The 20,056-nt window shown below is 67.6% G+C and carries 14 protein-coding genes; 9 read left to right on the top strand and 5 right to left on the bottom strand.

The genetic code is table 11. The features are described 5' to 3' along the window. Positions 1 to 127 precede the first annotated feature (127 nt). The 7 genes from D187_RS09135 to D187_RS49680 all read left to right on the top strand — a co-directional run bounded on the left by D187_RS09135 (position 128) and on the right by D187_RS49680 (position 7,786). Entirely contained in the window at positions 128 to 757 is a 630-nt protein-coding gene (locus D187_RS09135; protein WP_002623388.1) for a CHAP domain-containing protein, read from the top strand. Positions 758 to 869: 112 nt separating this feature from the next. Beyond that, entirely contained in the window at positions 870 to 1,436 is a 567-nt protein-coding gene (locus D187_RS09130) for a TetR/AcrR family transcriptional regulator (protein WP_002623390.1), read from the top strand. Positions 1,437 to 1,498: 62 nt separating this feature from the next. Next, positions 1,499 to 2,860, top strand: a complete 1,362-nt coding sequence (locus tag D187_RS09125; RefSeq protein WP_002623392.1) for an alpha-amylase family glycosyl hydrolase — start codon at positions 1,499 to 1,501, stop codon at positions 2,858 to 2,860. Between the two features lie 23 nt (positions 2,861 to 2,883). Next, the gene (locus D187_RS09120; RefSeq protein ID WP_245591653.1) at positions 2,884 to 4,032 is read left to right on the top strand and encodes a GspE/PulE/PilB domain-containing protein; all 1,149 of its coding nucleotides are present in this window, start codon (positions 2,884 to 2,886) and stop codon (positions 4,030 to 4,032) included. A gap of 210 nt (positions 4,033 to 4,242) precedes the next feature. Then, positions 4,243 to 5,109: a response regulator gene (locus tag D187_RS49685; RefSeq protein WP_002623404.1), complete on the top strand. Its 867-nt coding sequence runs from the start codon at positions 4,243 to 4,245 to the stop codon at positions 5,107 to 5,109. Then, complete coding sequence (locus tag D187_RS09110; RefSeq protein ID WP_002623406.1) at positions 5,106 to 6,086, top strand: phosphate/phosphite/phosphonate ABC transporter substrate-binding protein; 981 nt, start codon at positions 5,106 to 5,108, stop codon at positions 6,084 to 6,086. Before D187_RS49685 ends, D187_RS09110 begins: the two co-directional genes overlap by 4 nt. A 17-nt stretch (positions 6,087 to 6,103) precedes the next feature. Continuing rightward, positions 6,104 to 7,786 (top strand): sensor histidine kinase, encoded by a 1,683-nt coding sequence (locus D187_RS49680; RefSeq protein ID WP_002623407.1) that lies wholly within the window; start codon positions 6,104 to 6,106, stop codon positions 7,784 to 7,786. Between the two features lie 58 nt (positions 7,787 to 7,844). On the opposite strand, the gene D187_RS09100 is transcribed toward D187_RS49680, so the two are convergent. Further along, entirely contained in the window at positions 7,845 to 9,548 is a 1,704-nt protein-coding gene (locus tag D187_RS09100) for a phosphatidylinositol-specific phospholipase C (protein WP_043428941.1), read from the bottom strand. A gap of 85 nt (positions 9,549 to 9,633) precedes the next feature. On the opposite strand from D187_RS09100, the gene D187_RS09095 reads away from it, so the two are divergent. Together D187_RS09095 and D187_RS09090 are read left to right on the top strand one after the other, a co-directional pair. After that, complete coding sequence (locus D187_RS09095) at positions 9,634 to 10,299, top strand: hypothetical protein (protein ID WP_020917897.1); 666 nt, start codon at positions 9,634 to 9,636, stop codon at positions 10,297 to 10,299. 226 nt (positions 10,300 to 10,525) lie between these two features. Continuing rightward, a complete protein-coding gene (locus D187_RS09090) occupies positions 10,526 to 12,757 on the top strand; it encodes a hypothetical protein (RefSeq protein WP_002623414.1) in 2,232 nt (743 codons plus the stop codon). A 60-nt stretch (positions 12,758 to 12,817) separates the two neighbouring features. Here the strand turns inward: D187_RS09090 and D187_RS09085 are convergent, their stop codons facing one another. The 4 genes from D187_RS09085 to D187_RS09070 form a co-directional block, all read right to left on the bottom strand. After that, positions 12,818 to 13,726, bottom strand: coding sequence for a MaoC family dehydratase (locus D187_RS09085; RefSeq protein ID WP_002623415.1), 909 nt, complete (start codon positions 13,724 to 13,726; stop codon positions 12,818 to 12,820). Between the two features lie 62 nt (positions 13,727 to 13,788). Continuing rightward, positions 13,789 to 14,439 carry a hypothetical protein gene (locus D187_RS09080; protein ID WP_002623418.1) on the bottom strand — a complete coding sequence of 217 codons (651 nt, stop codon included), beginning with the start codon at positions 14,437 to 14,439 and terminating at the stop codon, positions 13,789 to 13,791. Between the two features lie 29 nt (positions 14,440 to 14,468). Next, on the bottom strand, positions 14,469 to 17,609 hold the full coding sequence (locus D187_RS09075) for a TonB-dependent receptor (protein ID WP_002623419.1): 3,141 nt from the start codon (positions 17,607 to 17,609) through the stop codon (positions 14,469 to 14,471). Positions 17,610 to 17,769: 160 nt separating this feature from the next. Beyond that, on the bottom strand, positions 17,770 to 19,998 hold the full coding sequence (locus tag D187_RS09070; protein WP_043428940.1) for a glycoside hydrolase family 44 protein: 2,229 nt from the start codon (positions 19,996 to 19,998) through the stop codon (positions 17,770 to 17,772). Between the last annotated feature and the right edge of the window lie 58 nt (positions 19,999 to 20,056).

Here is a 20,056-nt window from a genome sequence, read left to right as displayed (position 1 = left end):
AGCACTCCTGGCGAAGCATCCCGGGCGGCCTCCAGCGACGGTCGCCCGGGGTCCAGACGAGCATGACGGGCCGAAGCTCGCCGACCCGCCGATGAATGACCGGAGGGGCACGTCCGTTCAGACCCTCATGAGGTTTCGTCTGCTCAAGCTCCCCTGGCTGCTCGGCCTGGCATGCGCCGCTTCGGCGGTGTGCGGGCGTGAGCGGCCCGAGGAGCCCGCCGCGACGTCCTCCGTGGAGGTGACGGAGCGAGGCGAACGTGTGGCCCTCCGGGCCGCGGGGCTCGTGGGCACCTCGTTGCGCCGCTACCCCGTGTCGGACGACTGCTCGGGGCTCGTGCGGCTGGCCTACCAGTCGGTGGGCGTGGAGCTGTTGTCGCAGGGCAAGCGTCCTGGAGAGAACGCGGCGAGCGCCATGTACCGGCGCGCCATGCGCACGGGGGCGCTTCACCGCCACACCCCCGAGCCTGGCGACATCGTCTTCTTCCGCGAGACGTATGACCGCAACCGCGATGGCCTGCGCAACGACGGGGTGACGCACGTGGGCGTCATCGAGTCGGTGGCCAGCGAGGGCACTGTCGTCTTCGTGCACCGGGGCGGCAAGGGCGTGGTCCGCGCGCGGATGAACCTGCGCCACCCCGAACGCAAGGGGCCCGGAGGCGAGATCCTCAACGACTTCATCCGCAAGGCCGAGGGGGGAAAGCGCGCGCGGCTCACGAGTGAGCTCTTCGCGGGCTACGCGTCGGCCAGCCGCCTGTGAGTTCCATGCCTCCAGGGTGACTCTCGGCTGAGCGCTCGCTGTCCCACCAACCCTCGCGGGCGGCTCCCGAGGCGACATTGCCGCTCGATATACCGATCGGTATATTGCGGTCATGGATACGCGAGGAGCCATCATCGACCATGCCGTGCGGCTCTTCGCGGCGCGAGGCTATGACGCCATCGGGGTGCAGGAGATCTGCGAGGCCGCGGGCATCACCAAGCCGACGCTCTACCACCACTTTGGAAACAAGCGCGGGCTGTTCGAGGCGCTGATCCAGGAGCGGTGCCAGCCTTTCCTGGAAACGCTGCGTCGCGCGGCGGACTACGCCGGGGATCTGCCCCGGTCACTCCAGCAGGTGACCCTGGCCTATTTCGAGTTCGCCCGGCGCGAGCCGATCCTTTATCGGCTCCTGCTGATGTTCTGGTTCATGCGCCCCTCGGACGAGGCGTTCCAGCGGGTCGCCGATTTCAATGAGAAGCAGCACCAGTTCCTGGTGGAGATGTTCCGCGAGGCGCAGAAGGGCCACGGCAACATGAAGGGGCGGCAGCAGGCCCAGGCCGCGACGCTGCTCGGGACGATCAACACCTATATCGTCATGTCCCTCAATGGGCATGTCGAGTTGAACGAGCACCTGGCCCACCAGGCCATGCATCAGTTCTCACACGGTATCTACTCGTAGTCCGCCGTCCAATGACTCATCAACCATCCCTCCGCGTCGCCGCGGGGGACGAGGAGCGTTCCATGCCCGCATGGGTTCGTGATGCCGTGGTCTACCATCTCTATCCGCTCGGGATGTGCGGAGCGCCCGCGCGCAACGACTTCACCTCGCCACCCGAAGCCCGGCTGGCGCGGCTCCATGACTGGATCGAGCACCTGCGCGGACTGGGGATGAACGCGCTGTACCTGGGGCCCGTCTTCGAGTCGAGCAGCCATGGGTACGACACCGCCGACTACTCGAAGGTGGACCGGCGATTGGGGACCAACGCCGACCTGAGCCGGCTGGTGGCGGCCATGCGCGCCGCGGGCATCCGGGTCATCCTCGATGGCGTCTTCCACCACGTCGGCCGGGACTTCTGGGCGTTCCGCGACGTGCAGGCGCACGGGGAGCGGTCGCGCTACCGCGATTGGTTCTCGGGGCTCCAGTTCGGAAAGCGCAGCCCTTACGGTGATGCGTTCTCCTATGACGGCTGGAGCGGGCATTACAACCTCGTCAAGCTGAACCTCCAGAACGCCGAGGTCCGCGCGCACCTGTTCGGCGTGGTGGAGCAGTGGATCTCCGAGTTCGGCATCGAAGGGCTCCGGTTGGATGTCGCCGAGGTGATGGATGTCTCCTTCTTGAGAGACCTCGCGGCGTTCTGTCGCCGGCTGCGGCCTGACTTCTGGCTGCTGGGCGAGGCCATCCACGGGGATTACCGCCGCCTGGGCAATCCGGAAACGCTCGACTCCGTCACCAATTACGAGGTGTACAAGGGGCTGTACTCCAGCCTCAATGATCGGAACTACTTCGAGATCGCCTATTCCCTCCAGCGTCAGTTCGGTGAGGGCGGCATCTACCGCGACCTGCCGCTCTACAACTTCGTGGACAACCACGACGTGAACCGGATCGCGAGCACCCTGAAGGAGCCGGCGCAGCTCCTTCCGCTCCACCTGATGCTCTTCACGATTCCGGGTGTTCCCTCCATCTATTACGGCAGCGAGTGGGGCCAGCAGGGGGTGAAGCAGGGCGGAGACGATTCTCCCCTGCGCCCCGCGCTCGTCTGGCCCGAGGCCCTGCAACGCGCGCCTCGGCCTTCGTTGGTCCGCGAGGTGGCCCGGCTGGCGCGCATCCGCCACCAGACGCGGGCCCTCCGCCAGGGCGCCTACCAACAGCTCCTCGTGGCCCACGAACAGTTCGCGTTCCTGCGCCGCTTCGAGGCCGAGCGCGTCGTCGTGGCGCTCAATGCCGCCAACGCTCCGGCGGCCATGCGCCTCGACACGGGAGCCCCCGAAGGGAGCACGTTCGTGGATCTGCTGGAGCCGGACAGGCGCTTCACGAGCCGTGGCGGAAGACTCGAGATCGAGCAAATCCCGCCTCGGTGGGGGCGGATTCTCGCCTTGTCCTGAAAAGAGCGAATTGGAAACAACGGATGGCGTACACACGCAAGAGAGTGGCGCCTACGGAGAAGAACCGGACGGGTGGAATGATCTACAAGGGGAGTTCTCCAGACCCCGGGGGGCGTCCGATGCAGATGATGAAGAAGCGGCTGGGTGACATCCTGTTGGAGATGGGCGGCGTGGATGGGTTGCAGTTGCAGTCGGCCCTGGCCTACCAGCGCAAGTGGGGCGTTCCACTGGGGCAGGTGGTGGTGGACCTGCGCTTCTGCTCGGCGGAACAGGTGCTTCGGGCGCTGTCGCGCCAGGCGGGAGTGCCCGCGACGGATCTCGACGCGGAGCCCTTGGATCCGACGCTGACGAAGCTGGTGCCGAGGCGCCTGGCGGAGCAGCACCGGGTGGTGCCGCTGCGGCTGGAGGGTCCCCGGGACGATCTGGTGGTGGCCATCGCCGCGCCCGCGAACCTTCATTCCCTGGACGCGGTGCGCAGCGTGACGCGCCGGGCGCGGGTGGTGCCCATGCTGGCCTCGGATTCGGCCATCGCGCGCGCCATCGAGCGGCTCTATCTGGACGGGGCGGGGGCTGCCCGGCGAGTGGAGGCGGAGGCCATCCAGCTCCCCGAGGCCGAGGAGGACATGACGCTGCACCGCGACTGCATGGCCTCGATGGTGGAGGGTGGGGAGTCGGCCTTCTCGGATCGCGCCATCTTCCTGCCGGACCTGGATCCCCGGCGTGAGGTGCTGGAGCTGCCCCTGCTCGAGCCGCTGGAGGTGGAGGAGCTGGCGGAACTCCTGGCCCTGACGGAGGTGGCGCCCCCCGAGGCCGTCGAGGACTCGAGCGGCGTGCTCGTCTATGGCTGGAGCGAGGAGGTGGCGGCCGGGCTGCTGCGCCTGTTGGGTGAGGCGGGCTTCCAGGCGCGGGTGGTGGGCGAGGAGCGGCTCCTGTCGGCGAGCGACCATGCGGTGGTCCTCTCTCCGCTGCCGGCGCTGGAGGAGCTGGAGCGGCTGCCCCGCTCCCAGTTGCTGGTCGCGGGCAAGGAGCCGGAGCGGGATGTGATGCGGGCCCAGGCCCTGGGCGCACGGGGCTTCCTGGCGGCGCCGCTGGACACGGACCTGCTGCTGCGCGCGGTGAAGCGGCTGGTGAAGGCGGCGGAAGCTCCCTCGATGTTTCACGCGAGCTGCTGAGGGCAGGAGCTGGCGCCTGTCGCCTCGAAGAGCAGGTTGCCTCGCGGGCGGGGACGGCGGGGGCCCTCACGGCACGGGTTGATCCTTTGCATTTCGACGGGGCACGGCCATAAACTGGCAGGCCCCTCTTCGGTCGTCATCCGTGTCGCGCCACACGTCTCGATGCTGGGACAGGGTTCACGGAGAACTACGTGAGAAGTCTCCCGCCCCATGAGCCCCCACCCGTCCGAGAACAGGCGAATCCTCGTCGTTGATGACAATGAGGATATCCATGATGACTTTCGCCGGATCCTCTCGCCCCGCGAGGATACCTCCGACCTGGACGAGCTGGAGGCAGCGCTCCTCGGCGGGACGAGCACGGCGGCACCCAGGCCGCCGACCTTCGAGCTGACGAGCGCCCACCAGGGCTCCGAGGCACTCGCGAAGGTCCAGAAGGCGCTGGCGGATGGCTTTCCCTACGCGCTCGCGTTCATCGACGTCCGGATGCCCCCGGGGTGGGATGGGGTCGAGACGCTCGCGCGCATCTGGCAGGAGGACCCGAGCCTCCAGGCCGTCATCTGCTCGGCCTACTCGGACTACTCCTGGGAGGCCATGAGCGCCCGCTTCGGCCGGACGGACCGCCTGCTCGTCCTCAAGAAACCGTTCGATCCCGTCGAGGTCCGCCAGATGGCGAGCGCCTTGGTGGAAAAGTGGAACCACCTCGCGCGGTCCCCGGCGCCGACGTCCCTGGCCCTCCTCCCGCTCTCCGAGGACGTCGTCCTCCTGCCGCTCCTCGGCCCGGTGGATCCAGAGCGGCTGCGACAGGTGAGGGAGGCGCTCGTGATGGGGCTGTCGAGCCGGCGCGCGCGGTTCGCCATTCTCGATGTGACGGGGGCGCCGGGCCTGGGCCCCGAACTCGCCGAGGGTCTCATCGGCGCCGCGCGGGCCGTGAGTCTGGCGGGTGCCGAGCTCGTCCTGACCGGAGCGCTGCCCGAGCTCGTGAGGGCCCTGGCGCTTCTCGGGGGCGACCTGGGCGGCGTGAGGACACATCCCACGCTGCAAAGCGGCGTCGCCTTCGCCCTGGAGAAGCCCCGATGAGTGTTTCCACGCGTGGCACCCTTCTGCTCCTCGGCCTCGCGGGGGTCCTCGCGATCGCTGGCGGTGCCTTCCTCGGGTGGCGAACCTCCGTGCCGGAGACCGACGTCGTCATGGCCGCCGAGCAGACTCCCTCCCCGAAGGAACGTACCGGGACCGACGGCATGACCATCCGGCTCGCCATGTCCGCCGCCTTCGTCTCCGAGTCGGGGATTGGCGTCTACTCGCGGCTCGCCGAGTACCTGACGCACAAGACCGGCGTCCAGACCGAGTTCATCAGTGGGCTGGCCTACGGGACCATCAACAGCATGCTCGAGGAGGGAACCGTGCACTGCGGTTTCATCTGCGGCCTGCCGTACGTGATGCTCCGCGACACCCCGAGGCCCGCGGTCCGGCTCATCGCCGCGCCCATCATGAAGGCCGCCCGGTATGGGGGGAAGCCCAGGTATTACTCGGACCTCATCGTCCGACAGGACAGCCCCTACCAGTCCATCCACGACCTCGCGGGCAAGACCTACGTCTACAACGATGAGATCTCCAACTCGGGCTACAACCTGCCCCGCTACCGGCTGCTCCAACTGGGCCTGACGAAGGGGTTCTTCGGCAAGGTGGTTCGGTCCGGCTCCCACGAGGAGTCGATCCGCATGGTCGCCGAAGGTGAGGCGGATGCGAGCTTCGTCGACAGCCTCGTGCTGGATTACGACCGGCAGAAGGGCTTCGGGCACGCCGCGAAGGTCCGGGTCCTCGAGAGCGCGGGCCCGGCCGGCATCTGCCCGATCGTCGCCTCGAACCGGATGCCGGAGGAGATCCGGGAGTCGCTCCAGCGCGCGCTGGTGACGATGCACGAGGATCCGGAAGGGCGGAAGATCCTCGATGAGGCACTGCTCGAGCGCTTCACCCTCGTGGACGATAGCAACTACGACGATATCCGCTCGATGCGGGAAGCCGCGGACAAGGCGGGCTTCACCCACATCCGATGAGCGCCGGAGAGACACGGATGGCGAACCAGACCCGGAGGCTGCTCTGGCCCATCGCGGGGATGGTGACGCTGGGCGTCGTCCTGCAGGTGTTCTCCCTGCTGGCCGTGGTGGAGAGTGACGCGATCGCGGACCGGAGCCAGCAGTACGTCGCGGTCGCGGCCGACCAGCGCACCACCGCCGAGCAGTTCGAGAACGCCACCTACCTCGCCCTCGTCGGACTGGCGACGGCCAACTGGGAGTTGCTGTTGCGGCAGCGGGCCAGCGCCCAGGCGCTGGCCGGGCGCTTCGTGGCCGCGAACACGGCGATGCTCCAGGGAGGAGAGGCGCGCACCGGTGACGTGATGGTGATGCTGCGGGGCGTCGAGGAGCCGGAGGTCCATGAGGCACTCACCTCCGTGTGGGCGCTGTGGGAGGAGACGCACGCGGCTCACGTGCGTCTTCTCCGCTCCGACAACCACTCCCTCAAGAACAACCCCGACGTGGAGCGCTTCCGCGCCGCGTCGTCGCGGTTGACCCGGGCACTGGGCGATGTCTCCGTGCTCCTGCAGCGTCGCGCGCAGGTGGAGGAAAGTCGACTCGCCGCCGTCCATGGCCTCACCCCGATCGGCCTCTTCCTGCTGATGCTCGGGAGCGCCGCGTTCGTCATCTGGCGCATCCTCCTGCCATTCGCGGCCTCGACGGAGGAGCTCGCACGCAGCGAGGCGGCGCTGCGACTGGCCCGCGACGAGCTCGAGCAGCGGGTGGCCGAGCGCACGCGGGAGCTCGCACAGACCAACGAGGCCCTGCGCCACTCCCACGACGGGTTGGAGGTCCGCGTCAAGGAGCGTACTCAGGAGCTGAGGGACGCCCAGCGCCGCGCCGTGGAGCTGGCGCGCCAGGCGGGCATGGCCGAACTCGCCACCAACGTGCTGCACAACGTGGGCAACGTCCTCAACAGCATCAACACCTCGGCCAGCATCCTGGACGAGCGGCTGCGCACGCTCCGCGTGCAACCGCTCGTCAAGGTCGCCGAGCTGCTCGAGTCGCACCGCGCCGACCTCGCGGTTTTCATGACGGAGGACGAGCGCGGACGACGCCTGCCCGAGTACCTCGTCAAGCTCGGGCAGCACCTGTCCTCCACGCGCGACGAGCTATTGGAGATGACGGCGGCGCTCCACCGCCATGTCGAGCACATCCGGATGATCGTCGAGCTCCAGCAGAGCTACGCCACGTCCTCGAGCATCGTGGAGGTGACCTCGCTGCAGGAACTGGTCGAGGACGCGCTGCGCATCAACGCGGCGGCGCTCGGGCGGCACGGCGTCACGGTCGAGCGGCACTTCGCCCCACTGCCGCACGTGATGGTCGACAAGCACAAGCTGCTGCAGATCGTCCTGAACCTCATCAGCAACGCCAAGTACGCGGTGAATGACAATCCAGACGGCGAGCGGCGTGTCACGCTGAGGGTCGAGCGTCCCACGGAAGACCGTGTCCAGGTGCAGGTGCGGGACAACGGCATGGGCATCGCGCCGGAGCTGCTCACGAAGATCTTCCAGCATGGGTTCACCACGCGCAAGGACGGACACGGCTTCGGGCTCCACTCGTGTGCGATCGCCGCCCGCGCGCTGGGGGGCTCGCTGGTGGCCCACAGCGATGGCCCCAAGAAGGGGGCGACCTTCACGCTGGAGCTTCCCTACCGGCCCGAGGAGCAGGGCAGCGCCTGAGAGAGATGGGGCCACCTGGGGGGCCCCATCTCCTATCACCGCGGCTTCGGGCGGTGATTCAGTAACGCCAGATCTCCACCGAGGAGGCTCGATCATTCCAGCCCACGGTGGGCAGATCATCCCGGGTCTGGGGGACGTACAACCCCGCGCCGGACCCGTTGTCGTTTTCCCAGAGGTTCGCGCGGTAGTTGCCGATGATCCGGACGGAGGAGGTCAGGTCATTGAAGCCCTGGCCGCGCAGCTCCGAGACGGAGCCCGTCAGGTGGCGGAGGTCCCCCAGGTAGCCCGAGTGCTCGTACAGATACACCCCCTGCTGGGGTGCATAGCCCCACACCGCGTAGGCGTAGTCTCCCTGCCAGCGCATGTAGTGCGCCCCCCACGGCTCGTAGGCCCAGTTGTCGAAGCCTCCGGGGGCGCGCTTGACCAGGACACTCCAGGACTGGAACGGGAAGCGCGCCCGGACCCGCTCGGCCAGTTGCACGGCCCGGTTCTCCGCTGAGCCACTCAAGCCGCCGAGCTGTCCGTCGACGTAGCTCTGCAGCAGGCTCGCGCTGACCGCGCTGTCGCTCGTCAGGGTATTGAAGGCCACGTGGCTGTAGCCGTTGACCCAGTCGGACTTCTGGTACAGCCCGTGGTGCTGCACGGTGTAGCCCCAGTTGTCGGAGCCGGAGGTGCCCGACACGATGATGTGCCAGGACATTCCCGGCAGCGTGTGGTTCAGGAAGGTCCTGGCCTCCAGGACCCGGTCACGCGCCTCGTCATCGCCCTCGCTGTGGAAGCCATGGGCGACGTTGTTGAAGACGGTCGCGAAGTCCCCGCCGATGGCCGCCGCGCTCGAGGCCAGGCGGAAGTTGTGGGCGATGATGGCGTCGATCAACCCCGCTCCCGGAAAGTCCATCATCAGCACGCCGGTGCGCTGCACGCCGGTGCCCATCAGGTAGTGGAGCGCGTCCTCGTTGACGCTGCCCGCGATGGCGCTGGGCGTTCCCCCGACTCCGGCGGCGCTCAGGAAGTTGATGTACAGGGTGTTGGGGTTACCGGCGCTCGCCGCCTCGAGGTGCGCGCGCACCAGGTTCCACTTCGTGTCGGTGTTGGTCTCTTCCCACGCGTCCTGCTTGTTGAGGCTGCCCCAGCCGATGCCGTGGTCTCCGCCATCGAAGTCATCCAGAATGACAATCTTGCCCCGGACCTCGCCGAGCGTGGGGATGTGGGTGCCTCGCCAGATGTAGGGGCTGTAGGCGGGCTGATCCCGGTACCACTCGAACGTCGCGGCGAAGGAGCGCGTCGTGTTCTCCTCGGTGTGCTCCTTCTTGACTCGCATCAGGAGGGTTTCGGTGGGATTGTCCCGCAGGAACTGCACCGCCGTGCTCAACACCCCATCGAAGTTGGCCATGAGGTGGTACGCGCCGTGGTGGATGGTGAAGCCATTGCCGATGTGGCGGGCGCGGATGTCCAGGGCCCGAACGCCCGCGTCGAGCTGGGGCCGGAGCTCCATCCCCTGGGTGAGGATCCAGGCCCGCTCGATGGCGGTCACATACCATTCCGTCTCGTTGGCCATGGTGTCGTGAGTCCCCGGCACCGAGAGCGCCGCGACGCTGGTGGAGGAGGGAATCCACCGCATCCAATTGGGATGGCTGGTGGGCACGGAGCCCGAGTCGTTGAAATACCGCCCATGCGCGGCGGCGAAGGGCGCCGGAAGCAGCAACGCCAGGAGGAGGGCCAACACGAGGTTCTGGACACGGGGGACTGGGTGTAACGGCATGGCTGCGTTCTCCACGGTAGAGTGAGCACCCGGAAGGCCCAGACGCTCGCACGGAGAGTATGACATGAATGGATGCTCGAACCGCATGCACTTGCTGGTACCGTTGCTCCTGCTCCTGCCTGGAGTCTCGGCCGCCCAACGGCGCGTCACCGCGCCGGTGGATTTCGCCGTCGGTCCCGCGGCCTTCTTCTTCTTCGGCCCCGTGTTCGAGGATCAACCCCTCCATACCGGGTTGAAGCTCAACGTGGAGGCGGTGCTCGACAAGGAGTGGCTGAAGAAGAATCAAGCCCTCATTCCGCGCCAGTACCGCGGCCGTGCCCTGAAGTCGGGGGAGATCCGCTTCGCCCCGGCGATCACCGCCCTCATTCCGGATTCCCTCATCATCTCGCCGAAGTACAAGAACACCGGCATCTACGGCGCCACCTGGAAGCCGCTGGGGGTGGGCCTCGCGCTCAGCCCCAGTCCCGTGCGACTCTCCCTCGACGCGGGGTTGCTCCTCACCTACGCCTACCTGTACTCGGACACCCTGGAGAACACCCACTTCCTCCGGCCGGGTCTTCAGCTCGGCGCGGACCTGGAGTTCCAGCTCGGCAAGGGCTTCCTCCTCAGTATCGGCTGGGCCTCGGCCCTCTATGTTCCCCAGAGGCTGGGGAGCTTCCTCGACGTGGGGCCGCTCGATGCCTCCATCTTCCACGTGGGGCAGGCGTATCTGCTGCTCCATTTCCGGGTTCCCGTCTCCACCCGCCTCTGAAGCCGTGTGGCTCCAGAGGCAACATCCTGTTTGTTGCTTTTGAAGCTACACACAGGCGTGTTGCTTTTGAAGCTACACACAGGCGCGTTGCTCCAGAAACAACACGGTGAAAGGAATTTCCCGGGTCCTCCGCTGCTCCCTGATTGTACTTGCTTTAATAGGAATTGTTTTCTTATTCTAGACAATAGCCACCCTGTGGGGTGCGCTCATCAGGGGGACACCTTTCATGAATCACGTGAGCAGACAGACCAAGGGGTTGAAGTCCACGCCGTGCTGGCTCCTGGGCGCCGCGCTGGCGCTCGGAGGGTGTCAGCCCGGGCCCACCTCTTCCGAGGAGACCACGGCTCAGCTCGCTGCTCCAGCGGCGGCCGCCGCGGAGGAGGAGGGGAGCAGCACCGCGCTCAAGACCCTGCCCCTGGTGGACGCGAAGTCGGCGACCAGGGTTTTCGTCCAGCAACTCGCCCGGCCCACGGCGCTCGAGGAGAACGTGGCGGTGAGCGTGAAGCTGCCCCCGCCCGCGAACAAGGAACTCTCCAACAGCCTCGTTCGCGTGCTCGGGGACACGAGCAATCCCCTGGTCCTCTTCCGCTCCGACACGCTCGCCCAGCTGGGCATGATTCCCAAGAGCCCCGGTCCGGACTTCTTCACGTCCTTCTCGCAGCTGAGCGTGACGGAGTTGGAGCGGCGCGCCAAGAACGAGCAGCAGATGGCCTCGGGCGCCTTCGGGGAGATCTCCACCGAGGCGGTCCTGTTCAATGGCCGCCACCCGGTCAGCCGTGCCCTCGGCGCCGCCGTGGACGTGCGGGCCTTCTCGGGGGGAGCGCTCACGCCGCTGAGCGTCTGTCCGGCCCGTCCCGTCTCCACCCAGGCCTCGTGGGGCAAGACGCTGCTCATCCGGGATCCCGCCGTCGTCCTCGATCCGGCTCGTACCTGGGATCCCTGCACCGGCAACGGCACGCAGGGCGGCGTATGGACCTTCGCCCACCTCATGCGCGAACTGGCGCAGGGCTCGGGCCAGACGCCCGAGAGCTTCGTGAAGGACTGGTTGTCGCTCTGGGTCAACAACTACACCGTCAATGGGGACAACGTCCTGGCGCGCACCGACATGTTCGCCAAGGTGATTCAACCCTGGGCCACCGCCAGCGGGATCTCCTCGGCCCTCGTCGTCAATCCCAGCACCCAGCGCAATGAAGTCCTGCTCGGCGGTTCGCTCAATCTCGACATCGCGCCGTTCCGGCTGCTGGCCATCGTCAACCGCGCCGATCTCGGCAAGAGCTCGGGTGGGGGCTACGGCGGTTCCTCCGACGCGGGCGAGCTGCGCTTCGTGTTCGGGGTGACCCGTCCCTCGCCGTGGGGCGGCGGTACGGAGGCGAGCTGCAATCTCAAGGAATTCACCGTCATCTTCGAGTACGGCGTGCCGCGCTCGGGTTGCCGCCAGGTCATCGACTGGGCGCAGCAGTGGGTGCAACTGGGCACCCACGCCAGCTTCGACGCGAGCTACCTCTCCCAGTTGGAGACGATGACCGAGAGCGTCGTCCGCCATGGCATGGCCCCCTCGAAGGGCAACCAGAACGCGCTCAACCAGATCCGCACCAACGAGAAGGACTTCAACCCCCAGTGGGAACTGCGCGAGTTCACGCTCACCACCGAGAACCCCTCGGGTCCCGATACCCCCGTCAATGGTGGGCTCCGGCCGCATACCGTGGCGCTCACGCCGGATGACGCCACCCACAACTCGAACTTCGACCCCGATGTCGCCTCCTTCGTCCTGGGTACCATCGCCCCGACGGGCGTTCAGTCGCCGCTGATGGTTCCGAGCCAGTGCGCGGCCAGCTACACCGTGCCCTTCAGCGTGAATGGCCGGCCCTTCCTGGGCGGTAACGCGCTCGTGCGCCTGCCCAATCGCTGGGCCGCGACGGGTGCCAACCCCGCCTCGCCCCAGGAGGTGTGCGCTCGCAAGGAGTTCTCCCTCAACACCTGCAATGGTTGCCACTTCGCCGATACCGGCACCACCGACCTCAACAACATCAACAACCTGAGCTTCACGCACATCAGCCCCACCTCGGGCATTCCCGCTCGCATGTCGAAGTTCCTCACGGGTGGCAATCCCGGGTTCAGCTTCGGCGTTCCGGACACCCAGTTCGGAGCCTCGGTGGCGACCTGGTCCTTCGCCGACCTGGAGCGGCGCCACCAGCGGCTGTATGACATCGCCACCTGCTCCACCTGCTCCTTGCGCTTCTCCTTGAGCGAGGGCTTCCTGGGGGCGATTCGGGAGGTGGCGGGCGTGGTGCCCTTCGAGCCGGCCATCGCCACGGGGAGCCAGACGCCGTTCAAGGTGGGCCCCATCACCAACGTGGACCTGGTGAAGCGGCTCGTGGAGCTGCGCCCGCAGTTCAAGAGCGACGTTCGCGACGAGCCGGTGGACTTCCTCCGCCCCGTCGAGACCTTCGTCCACTGAAGTCGCGTCCCCTGGGGGTTCCCGGGGGACGAAACCCTGGAGCGACGAGCCCCTCCTCGTTCACGACGTGGAGGGCTCGGCTCCAGGCCGCAGCTCGCCCAGGACGTAGGGGGTGAGATCCTCCCCCCGCACGCGGTAGGCGGTCGCCCCCTCCGCCAGCGGCGCCGCCTGGAACACCGCGCGCGCGGGTAGCAGCAGGGGCCGGCGGAAGTCCGAGGTGAGGGTCAGCGCGGGCGCTTCCGCCTCCTGGCCCAGCGCCGCCACGCCGCGGCCCACGGTCCACATGCCGTGCGCGATGGCTCGCGAGAAACCGAAGGGACGGGCCGTGAGCGCGTGCAGGTGGATGGGATTGAAGTCCCCCGAGGCGAGCGCGTAGCGCCGGCCGGTGTCCTCGCGCACCGTCCAATGCTCGGTGCGGCTGGAGGCGAAGCGAGCCTCCTCCTCCGGATCCGGCGTGAACGGGGATCGGGCGCCTCGCGAGCGCTCCGCCGCGCCCGGCAGCCGGCGCAGCATGGTGGTGACGGCGCTCCAGGCGAGCGTTCCGCCTTCCTCCACCCGGGTATGCACCTCCAGCTCCCGCCCCTGCCGGACCTCGCGTTGGCCCTCCACCCAGACGTGCACGGAGAGGACCGCGCCCTCCTGCAACCGGCGCCACTGCTGGATGCGGTTGCGCACGTGGATCATTCCGAGCAACCGGTAGGGGAAACCGGGGTGGTTGAGCACCGCGAGGTGCAGCGGCGTGACGAGCACCTGGGGGTACGTCAGGGGAAGGAAGCCATTCGCCGGGAAGCCCGTCACCTCCCGGTAGCGCGCGAGGGCGCGGGGTTCCGCGCGGAGGTGTCGCATCCGCGCCTCGAGCCGGGGGACGTCGGCTGGGCGTGCGGCGCGAGGGGAGAGGGCGGCGCGCAGCAACTCCCCGGGCAGGGAGGGAAGGACGTCGAACTCGAGGACGGGTGGGGTCTGGGGCATGGGGTGTTCACGGAGCGAGGCGGGACGGCACGAGGACGTCCGCCTTCCCGAGATGGTAGCCGCTACTTCAACGACGGCGGTCGCTTCGCCGGCACGCAACGAAGCAGGGTGGGGTGGCAGGTGACGGCGAAGTCGGGATTGATGGTGAGCTCGGTCTGGCAGACGCTGTCATCTGGCTCGCCGGCTTCGCTCCCGCACTCGACGTCTCCCGGCCACATGGCCCAGACCTCGTACTTCGCGGTACAGCCGTTCTCGATGCGCTCGAGCTCCGCCACCATCTGCGTGCCCGGCGCCTGGGCGGTGGCGAGGATCCGGACGTTGCTCCACTGGTAGGAAATGCTCGTGGCGGGCTCTTGCCCGGCGGCGGGTGCGTCCTTGCGCGCGACCGGCATCTCCATGGCGGAGCAGAAGCCCTCGGCGTCGGATTGCTTCGCCAGCGTGCCGAGCGAATACGACGGCTGGGAGGAGTCGCGCTCGTTGAGGGCCACGAGCGACTCGGGGTTGATGGACAGCCGCTCGTCACCAGTGCGGCTGGAGAACTTCTGGATGCCGAGCCTCTCTCCCGCGATGACGGGGCAGAGGGTCGGCTCCTTCAGGGTGTAGACGGCGGACCAATCCAGGCTCTGCACCGGACATCCGATGGGAGGCTGGGAGGAGTCACAGGAGGACAAGAGCGCCACGGCCCCGGCCAGCCCGAGAATTCGTCGAGTCATGCGTGAGAAACCTTTCCTGACCAGGAGGGCTAGAAGGACAGCCGGGCGCCGAAGCGCACGGAACGCGGAGACTGGTAGGCCGTGGGCTTGCCGAAGTTCTTGTTGAGGCTCGCGGCCTCGATCGGCTCGCCGTCGGGTCCCACCAGCTTCGTCGCCAGATCGGCCTTCTGGCCGCCCTCGATGGGGAGCACGGGCGAGTACGTGTAGTTCTGGTCGTACGCGACGGGGGCCTGGAAGTTGAAGAGGTTGAAGACATCCACGCTGAACGACGCGGTGAGCTCGCGGGACAGCCGGTAGTTGAGCGCCACGCGGCCGTCGACGCGGTGCGACCAGGGCAGGCGGCCCGCGGCGCCGCGCGGCAGGATGAAGGACTCTCCCGCGCCGTAGTCATCATGCGCGCCGAGATAGCTGTAGGGCGTGCCCGAGGACGTCCGATAGGACGCGCCGAGGTTGAGGCTCAGGTTGGGGCGCAGGGCGAACTCCCGCGCGCCGAAGACCTTGAGCTGGTGGGTACGGTCGGCGGGCAGTGGCCCGGAGCGGTTGGGCAGCAGGGAGACGAGGTCGAAGTCGGAGTTGATGTTGGGATCCAACTGGCCGGTGTCCGAGCGGAACAGACCCTCGTAGTTGCCGCGCAGGGAGGACCACGTGTAGCTGGCCTGGGCGAGCCACTGGTCGGCGAAGTTCTTCTGGAAGAAGAGCGTGACGGCGTCGTAGTCGCGCTGGGGCTTGTAGGGGGCGAAGTCCCGGGCGAACCCGAGCCCCGGGTTGCCAATGAAAAAGGTGGCCCCGTTGTCCCGGCTCATGTCCTCGATGGCGATGTTGAGGGTGCGCCGGGTGTAGGTCGCTCCCACGCGCGCGTTGGGCAGGAGCTCGTACTCGCCACCCACCACGAACTCGTCGGTGGACGAGGGCTGGAGGGAGGGATCCACGATGGTGGCACCCGCGCCCATGGTCTCCCACAGCCGGTTGGCGTCCAGGTCGCCCGTGAAGGGGAGCCGGGCCTGGTCGGTGTTGCAGACACCCTGTTGCTGCGCCGGATCCCGGGGATCGCAGGAGGTGGAGCTCTTGTTCGAGCGCAAGCCGGGCTCGCCCGGGAACGAGCGGTCCACGAGATCCAGCGGGACGCTTTCATAGTAACGGGCGTAGTTGGCGTAGACCTTGGCCTTGCCGGACCGGGTGGGATCGACGATCACCCCCAGCCGCGGAGACCACTGGTTGGCCAGCACCAGAGCCAGGTTGCCGCCACCCATGAGGTATTGGGCGTCATAGCGCACCCCCACGTTGAGCGTGGCCACGTCGAACAGGCTCCAGCTGTCCTGGAGGAAGCCGCCGACGGAGTTGGAGGCCGACACCCGCTGCTGGGATTGCTCGATGTCCACCTGGTCCGGAGCGACCAGGTAGCCGAACTGGCGGTAGTCGTAGAAGTAGGCCCCGTCCTCGGACTCCATGAGCACGGTCCTGCCGCTCGCGGCGCGGACGTGATCGTAGCGCATGAATTCCAGATCCATGCCGGCCTTGATGACGTGCTGCCCCGCGCCCTGGAGCAGCAGGGTACCGATGAGCTTGCCCTGGTAGCGATCCAACCGGGTGTCGTCGAGCCGGCCGGGACCGCCCGTCAGGTAGTTGAGCACGGGACAGCGCGTGCCTCCGGGGGCATCGGGCACGAGACAGACGGAGGGATCCGGCAGGGTCTCGAACTCGGTGACGGAGTGCGGATTCGGGCGTCCCGCCGCGTCGGTGCTCCGCTGCCACGTCGTGTTGGCGATGCCCGCGTACCCGATGGAACTGCCCACGGGGGAGCCATCCGAGGGGAGCACGGCCCCCTCCTGGTGGTGCCACCCGAGGGTGGCGTTGAAGAGCAATCGCTTGTCCAGGAAGGCCGAGGACCACTTGAGGCTCGTGTCCAGGGCGTTGGCGATGCGCTGTGTGGCGAGGGCACTTGGCTGCCCCGAGATGAGTTCCACTTCCGGCAGACCCGTGCGCTCACTGATGGCGAAGCGGCCCTCTCCGCCCGCGGACGAGGGCGTGCCCGTCACCGTCACGCTGACGTTGTGATCCTGGTTGAGCAGGTAGGTGAGCTTGCCGATGAACTGGAAGTTGCGCTGGTCCGCGAAGTAGTCGCGCTGGGTGCCCGGGATGCGCTCGGTCCGGATGAAGCCCCGCTCGTCCACCTGGGGCTGGCCGTTGGCGTCCAGGACCTGGGCGTTGAGGTTGCGCTCCAATTGGTAACGGGAGAAGGAGGGCGCCATGCCGGCGAAGAACCAGAGCCTGTCCTCGAGGAGGGGGCCGCCCACCTCGAAGCCCACGTCCGCCAGGTTCCACAACGCCGCCCGGCCAGAGATGGTGCCCGCCTCCTGGAGGATTTCCGTGCCGCGGGAGGCCAGCGCGCCCGGCGTGACGTTGCCGAACACCGAGCCATGAAACTCATTGGAGCCCGACTTCGTCACCGCGTTGACCACGCCGCCCGTCGAGCGGCCGTACTCGGGCAGGTAGCCGCCGCTGATGACGTTCACCTCGCCCATGAACTCCACGCTCAGGGGGGCGCCGTTGATGCCGAAGCCGGGATCGTTCACCGACACGCCATCGATGATGTACTGGTTCTCCGGAGAGGTGGCGCCGCCAATGGACACACCATAGGTGTCCGCGTTGGCTCCCGGGGCCAGCTCCGCCAGGGCCTCGAAGGAGCGCGAGGCGGCACCCTTGCCGGAGGGCGAGACGACCGCGATGTTGCGCAGGAAGTCCGCGCTGACGTTCACCCCGGTGGCCGCCGAGCCGATGTCCACGGTGGGCGCCTGGGCCACCACGGCGATTTCTTCTCCAAACGCCTCGGGTAGCAGCTCCACGTTGACGCGGACCGAGTAGTCCAGACGCAGGTTGATGCTCTCTCTCGACAGGGGCTTGTAGGCCTCCTTGTCGAAGCGCAGCGCATACACCCCGGGTGGAAGCTGGGGAATGCGGTACTGGCCCTGGCTGTCGGTGACGACCGTCTGCTCTCCCTGGAGGTTGGGCGAGGTGGCGGTCACCACCACGTCCACGACGGGCTCGCGCGTGGCCGCGTCCGTCACCGTACCGAGGATCACCGAGGTTCCCTGGGCGAGGGCACCACTTCCCGTCAGGAACAGGGCGAGCACGAGCAGGCCGGAGCGCCGGAGGTTGCTTCTTCTTGTCATGGGGCGTGCGTGCCCAGGGAGGAGGAGGGGGCCTCGCCCCTGGGCACTCCTCGGGTTCAGAAGACGGAAACCTTCACGCCGCGCCGGGTCTCCCCCCAGGCCCGCCGCGGCGGCTCGGCCCCCGGGAGCCCCCGGAGAGGGGCCGCCCCGAGGTCATGGCTCATTGCACGTCGGCGCCGTCCTGATTGGAGTACGCGGAGACATCCGTGCCCGAGAAGGCCCTGGCCCGGTACACGTACTCGCCCACGGGCACGTCCGAATCCACGAACACGGTCGTGTTGGCGCCCGTCCGTCCGATGATCTCGAACACCAGGGGCCAGGTCTCCTCCGCGCGCTCGAGGATGAAGCCATCCTCGTCCTCCGAGTTGTCCTTCCAGCGCATGGTCACGTCCGAACCCGAGGCCACGGCGTAGAAGTTGGTCGGAGCGGCCAGCGAGGAGCTGGTCGTGGTCACGGTGATGGCCACGGTGGTGGAGGCGCTGGCGCCGCCCGAGTCCTTCACCGTGAGCGTCGCGGTGTAATTGCCCGGCGCGGTATAGCTGTGGGTCACCGTGGCGCCGCTGCCCTGCTGTCCATCACCGAAGTTCCAGACATACGAGGTGATCGTTCCGTCGGGATCCGTGGAGGCCGCGCCGTTGAAGCTCACCAGCAGCGGGGCCGACCCCGTCGAGGGCGTGGCCGTGATGCGGGCCACGGGCGGCTGATTGGTGACGGTCTTCACGGGAATGACGAACAGGGTGATGCTCGAAGCCGGCACCGTGGTGCTCAGCCGTCCGCCGGACACGGACACGTCCGTCAGCCGGGTGATGGTGTTGGCCGACGTGAGCTGCCAGCGCTGGCTGATGGCCCCCGCGTTGAAGCGGGCGAGCTGGAGCGAGATCGCCGCCGTGTCCGTCAGCGCCTTGTTGAGCACCATGACGGTGAGGGCCCCATCGGACGAGCGCTCGGCGGCGAACGCCGACAGCTGATCCGGGTTGGGCACGGTGCACGACACGCTCAGATCTCCGAAGGCCGACTTCTTGCCGTCGTAGTTGCGGTAGAGCTTCATCGCCTTGAAGGTGGGCGTGCTCTCCGCGGGAGTCTCCCAGCGGATGCCATAGTCCAATCCCTCGCGGCCGAAGATGCCGAGCACGTCCGCCTGCGCGATGGCTCCGTTGATGTGGTTTTCCGCGCCCCAGTTGTACTCGGTGATGCCCACCTTCGTGCCGGGATAGTAGCTCTGCACCCAGCCCTTGAGCCGGGGGATGAGCGAGACCTTGTCATTGATCCACGTCTCGTCCACGTAGTTTGGATCCCACAGCGAGCGCGTGGAGCGGTTGCGCCGCAACTGCATGGCGGAGGTGACGTTCGTGCTGAACTCGCCACCCTGCGGGTAGTAGTGCACGGTGAAGATATCCAACAGCCGGCGGCCCGTGGCCTGCTCGTGCCGGCGCAGCTCCCCGAGCCACCACGGCAGATAGTCCACGTCGCCGTGCGCTTCGCGATCGGGGAACTCGGTGTACTCCTCCCGCTCGTTGGCATACTGCTGGTCATAGCCGCTGTAGAAGTAGCCGCTCCAGCCCCACTCCTCGGGACCCATCACGAGGGCATTGGGCTCCACGCTCTTGACCATGGAGGCATAGGCGATGTGCTTGTCACGCACCTCCTCGAGGGTCGCGCCGACGGGGTGCACATCGCGGTGGTTGGAGTACCAGAGGCTGGGCTCGTTATCCATGGCGAAGAGGCGGACGCCTCCCTGGGCCGCCGTGCCCCACTGCGCGCGGAGGTGTTGGAGCCACCCCGCCTGGAAGTCCGGATCCACGGGCGTGTTGGCGTCATTGGGATCATTGACCACGAACTCGCCATCCAACAGCCGGATGCCATTGCCGGCGTCGGGGAACCACACGGAGTCGCTCGACGTCTGCGGGCCGTACTTCAAGATGGAGAAGCTGGCCAGCCGCGAGCGATTGGGACCCAGACGCGCCGCCCAGCCCACCATGGGAATGGTGACGGCCGGTTGCGCTCCCGCCGCCCGGGTGCTGGCGATGAACTCATCCACCTCGCCCCCCGGCTCCGCGCCCTCGTGGGCCAGACTCTCGAAATACCAGTCCTGGCCCCGGTTGGAGGCGTTCTGCTCCCAATTGTAACGGGAGGAGGCGTTGCCTCCGTTACGATTGAGTGGAGAATTGAGTTCGCTCAGTTGCGCCTGGGTGGCATGGGCCACACCATAAATGTTGGGACTGATGCCGCGCCGGTTGGCGCCCGCGTCGATGGTGATGGTCGTCTGGGCAAAGCCGGGAACGGAGAAGAGGACCATCCATCCCGCGAGCCATGGCGTGGAAGGCCTCGCCCCCCGGAGCGTACGGGACAATCCCACCCACACGTCATGGCACCACTGCTGCGCATTCATGGGCACTCCTCTGCCGTAACGCTTCCATGTGCATGGAGCGCCCGGCGGGTCAGACGTC

The sequence above is a fragment of the Cystobacter fuscus DSM 2262 genome, assembly GCF_000335475.2.
GTDB lineage: Bacteria > Myxococcota > Myxococcia > Myxococcales > Myxococcaceae > Cystobacter > Cystobacter fuscus.
This window is presented reverse-complemented; position numbering and strand designations above follow the sequence as displayed.